Annotated in this window: 4 protein-coding genes and 1 pseudogene; all 5 read right to left on the bottom strand. The window is 70.7% G+C overall.

Annotated elements, in window-relative coordinates; all coding sequences use genetic code 11:
• Window positions 1–1,170 (bottom strand): annotated as a pseudogene (locus GA0115259_RS29730) (helicase); the annotation flags it as partial.
• 63 nt (window positions 1,171–1,233) lie between these two features.
• Window positions 1,234–2,088 (bottom strand): zf-HC2 domain-containing protein, encoded by an 855-nt coding sequence (locus tag GA0115259_RS29725; RefSeq protein WP_093602755.1) that lies wholly within the window; start codon window positions 2,086–2,088, stop codon window positions 1,234–1,236.
• On the bottom strand, window positions 2,085–2,672 hold the full coding sequence (locus tag GA0115259_RS29720) for a sigma-70 family RNA polymerase sigma factor (RefSeq protein ID WP_093602753.1): 588 nt from the start codon (window positions 2,670–2,672) through the stop codon (window positions 2,085–2,087). Before GA0115259_RS29720 ends, GA0115259_RS29725 begins: the two co-directional genes overlap by 4 nt.
• A gap of 306 nt (window positions 2,673–2,978) precedes the next feature.
• On the bottom strand, window positions 2,979–3,572 hold the full coding sequence (locus GA0115259_RS29715) for a CGNR zinc finger domain-containing protein (protein WP_093602751.1): 594 nt from the start codon (window positions 3,570–3,572) through the stop codon (window positions 2,979–2,981).
• A gap of 105 nt (window positions 3,573–3,677) precedes the next feature.
• Window positions 3,678–4,199, bottom strand: a complete 522-nt coding sequence (locus GA0115259_RS29710; protein WP_093602749.1) for a GNAT family N-acetyltransferase — start codon at window positions 4,197–4,199, stop codon at window positions 3,678–3,680.
• Window positions 4,200–4,483: the final 284 nt, after the last annotated feature.

The raw sequence follows: 4,483 nt of genomic DNA, 5'->3' as shown, positions 1-4,483 counted from the left end.
GAGCTGTCCCGTGAGCGCGCCCGCGCCCGCGCTCACCGTGCGGCCGGTCCGTCCGCCACGGCCGCCACCGCCACGGCCGCCGGGAGCCGTCGCCGTGGTGCCTTCCAGCGCTCCTCTCGCCGCCTTGCGCAGCACCTTCAGCATCCGCGCCGAGCCCTTGACCCGGGCGACGGCCGGTTCGTCGTACGCCGTGGCCTCCGCGCCGTCGACCAGCGAGCCGACCGCGCGGATCGCGACCTGGCCCTCCTCGCCCAGCGACGGAAGCACGCCTTCCGTGTACGCGACCAGCAGCGGCGTCGGTGAGACGACCAGGATGCCGCCGGCGTACCGCCGCCGGTCCTGGTAGAGCAGATACGCGGCGCGGTGCAGCGCCACCGCCGTCTTGCCGGTGCCGGGACCGCCCGACACCTCCGTGACGGACGCGGCCGGCGCCCGGATCACAAGGTCCTGCTCCGCCTGGATCGAGGAGACGATGTCCCGCATCGTGTGGCTACGCGCCTGTCCGAGCGCGGCCATCAGCGCGCCGTCGCCGATGACCGGCAGCGCCGCGCCGTCCAGCGACGCGGTCAGCTCCGGACGCATCAGATCGTCCTCGACACCGAGCACCTTGCGGCCCTTGGACCGGATCACCCTGCGCCGTACCACCCGGCCGGGATCGACCGGTGTGGAGCGGTAGAAGGGTGCGGCGGCCGGCGCGCGCCAGTCGATGACCAGCGGCGAGTAGTCGGAGTCCAGGACGCCGATCCGGCCGATGTGCAGCGTCTCGGCGATATCGGCCGTACGGTCCGGCCTGATGGCGTCATCGGCCGGTTCGACCGAGGTGTACGCGCCGTCCGGGCCCTTCTGGCCGTCCTTGCCGGGCAGCAGATCGATCCGTCCGAAGAGGAAGTCCTCGAACTCGTTGTTGAGCCGGTTGAGATGGATCCCCGCCCGGAAGACCTGGGCGTCGCGCTCGGCGAGCGCGCCCGGTGTGCCGACCTGCCCCCGTTTGGCGGCGTCGTGCATGAGGAACTCCGCCTCGTGGATCTTCTCCTCCAGGCGGCGGTACACCTGGTCCAGATGGCGCTGTTCGCCGTCGATCTCACGGTCGCGGACGGAGTCGTGCCCCGTGTCGCATACCGGATCGACGGCCGGTCCAGCGGATTGAACAGCGGCATCCTGCGCGGCCACCGGGGCCCCCTTCATAACGTGCGTCGGGCAGCCGTCAACCGTACGCGAAGGGGGGCCGGTATGTCAGGCGTCGACCTCCACCAGTCGCTCGCCGTCGAACGTACGGACCTCGAAGTGATCGATGTCGTTGCTGTCCATGGCCGTGCCGCCGTGGACGTACAGCGGGCTCTTGGAGACCTTGTTCGGGCTGTCGGCGATGCCGTATCCCCACTTCGGCACCGACCAGGAGGTGACGACCTCCTCCTCGCCCGTCTTGGACACGGCGACCAGACTGCACTTGAGCGGACCCTTCACATTCTTGAGCTCCAGGACCGTGTGCGTGCCCCAGCCCTTCGGCTCCATGCCGATCGTCGCGCTGACCTTGGTCGTGGCGTCCGTCGCCCAGACCTTGTCCGGCATGTGGTTGAAGAAGGCGTCCTCGGCCGGGCTGGTGGGATGCGGGTCTCCGGCCTGGTTGCTCGTCCCGCCGTCGCCTCCGGCGGCGGTGACGGCCACCACGGGACCGCCGATGATCAGCGCCGCCGCGGCGGCGACCAGATACATCCCGCGGCGCCTGCGCTGGGCGCGCTTGGCCGCGACCTCGTCCACCAGCCGCCCGAGGAGCTGCGGGCTCGGCTGTACGGAGACGGACGGTGTCGGCAGCTCCGCCAGCGGCACCACGGGCGCCAGTGAGCCGAGCGTGCCGGGCGCGCCGAGGGAGCCGGGCCCGGCGAACGGGGCCGGGCTGTCGGCCAGCATGGCCAGCATCGGCTCCATCCCGGAGAACTCCTCCAGGTTGACGGCGCAGATACGGCAGCCGGCCAGATGCGCCTCGAAGGCGGTGGCCTCGGCGTCGTCGAGAATGCCGAGGACATACGCGCCGACGGCTTCGTGCACAGTACTTTCGTCGCCCAGTCCGTACTGCTCATGCGTGGTCATGCCGAGACCCCCCTCTCCTCCAGCGCGAGCTTCATGGAACGCAGCGCGTAGAACACCCGTGAACGCACCGTGCCGCTGGGTATGCCGAGCGTCTCGGCGGCCTCGTTGACCGTGCGCCCCTTGAAGTACGTCTCCACCAGGACTTCCCGGTGAGCGGGGGTCAAATCATCGAGCGCATCAGAGAGCGTCATCAGCCACAACGCCTTGTCGATCTCGTCCTCCGCGGGCATGACCTCCAGCGGCGACGGGTCGACCTCCTGCGGCCGGGCCTGCCGGCTGCGGTGACCGTCGATGACGATACGCCGGGCGACCGTCACCAGCCAGGGTCGGACAGAGCCGGTCGCCCGGTTGAGCTGGCCGGCGTTCTTCCAGGCACGGATGAGCGTTTCCTGCACGACATCCTCGGCCCGCTGACGGTCGCCCGCGACCAGACGCAGTACATAGGCGAGCAGCGGTCCCGCGTGCTCCCGGTAGAGGGCTCGCATCAACTCCTCGTCGGGGACGGAGACATTGGTGCGCGGTACCTCGCTCCGGTGCCGGGCCCGGTGAGGTCGGTCTTCGGCCACGGCCGCATCCTTGCGCACCTGAACCTCCCGGTCGAGACCTTGATGGCTGCTTCTCCCTCATCACTACGGACGCCCGCGTGCGGTCACTCAACGGGACCGGAAAAACTTTCAAGATCTTTTACGGCGAAGGCTGGGCGACCTGGGACGGGTTCGCCCCGGTCCGGGACCCATGCGGAATCCATGGAGAAGCCGCGCAGGAGGTGTGTGGGCTCTGCATGGAATCTGTGCGCCGTCTGTGTTCACACCGTGCGGAGTTGGCTGAAAATCGCGTTTGGCGGACCGGAAGCCGCTCGGCGGCCCGGACGGAGCGGCTCAGGCGCGGCCTCAGGCCCGGGAGAGTGCCGCCCTGCGGCGGTGCCTGGCCACCCGTTCGCGGTTGCCGCAGACCTCGCTGGAGCACCAGCGGCGCCGCCGCCCTCGTGAGGTGTCCAGATAGACGCGCCCGCAGGTGTCACCTTCGCACTGCCGAAGCCTGGCCCGTGCCGCGGGATCGGTGAGCAGCTCCACCGCGTCCCTGGCCACGGCCGCCAGCAGCGCGCCGCACTCGGGCTCGGCGCTCAGCGCCCGTACGAGCGCGCCGTCCTCGTCCCGTACGGCCCTGATCCCGGGCGGCGCCACCGCGGCCAGCGCGTTGACCTGCTCCAGGGCGTCCGCCGCGTCCCGGCCGTCGATCTGGGCCCGTACCAACTGCCCGACGCCGTCGCGCAGTTCGGCGAAGGACCGGACCCAGCAGGCGTCCACGGCCCGCAGCGGAGTCCCTTTCGGCACCAGCCCGGCGCCGACCAGCCATCTGCGGAGCGACACGGCGCCGTCGAGCTGCTCCCATCCTCTGGAGGTCGGCTCCGCCGTGGCCACCAGATCCAGGCAGACGCGCCCGGAGTCGAACCGCCACTCGTACGAGCTCATGCCCGCCGTCATGTGCCTGTCACCGCCTCGGGTTCACCGGTCGGGTGCGTTCCCTCTCAGAGTGCCTGCCCCCGAACGCGGCCGGAACCCCTGCTACCGGCAGGGAACCCAAGGAGCTCAGTTCGGCGGGCCGTTGTGCAGGATGCGCTGGAAGAGATGATGGTCCCGCCACTCTCCGTCGATATGAAGATAGAGCGGCGCGGTCCCGAACAGCTCGAAACCGCATTTGCGCAGCACCCGCTGTGAGGCCGCGTTGGCGGGCAGCGTGCCCGCCTCGACGCGGTGCAGGCCCAGCTCGTCGCGGGCCGCGCGGCAGACCTCCTCGACGGTGCGGGTGGCGAGGCCGCGGTTGAGATACGCCGCGTCGATCCAGTAGCCGAGGATCGCGCTGCGGAAGGCGCCGAGAGCGATGTTCGACAGCGTCGCCTCACCGACGACGCGCGTACCGTCGGCGAGCAGCCAGCGGCGCGCCGAGGGATCGGCGAGCCGGTCGGCCTGGAACCGCGCGGTGAAGTAGTCCGCGGGACGGTACGGCTCCCAGGGACGCAGATGGTCGCGGTTGCGGACCAGCGCCTCGACGACGTGTTCGGCGTCGTCCGGGCTCGAAGGTCTGAGGCGGATGGAGGAGTGGAGCACCATTCCCCGTACGGTACCGACGGCACCGCGAAGTACCAGAGGGCCTCACGGACAACACCGTAGCCATCCGTGTCCGGGGACCATAGCCGGATCGCGCGTTCCGGCACCGCCCGTAGGCGCGCTCCCGCTCAGCCTGTCACCGGGCCCGGCTCGCCTGTCCGCTCGCACGCCGGCTCACACGCCCGCTCACGCGTCCGCGTACTTCGCGTCGGCCGCCGGGTCCAGCGCCAGCCGGTAGCCGCGTTTGACCACGGTGTGGATCAGCTTGGGCTCGCCCAGCGCCGTCC

Source organism: Streptomyces sp. MnatMP-M17 (assembly GCF_900091995.1).
GTDB lineage: Bacteria > Actinomycetota > Actinomycetes > Streptomycetales > Streptomycetaceae > Streptomyces.
The sequence above is the reverse complement of the archived record's forward strand: the minus strand, read 5'-3'. Positions and strand labels throughout refer to the sequence as shown.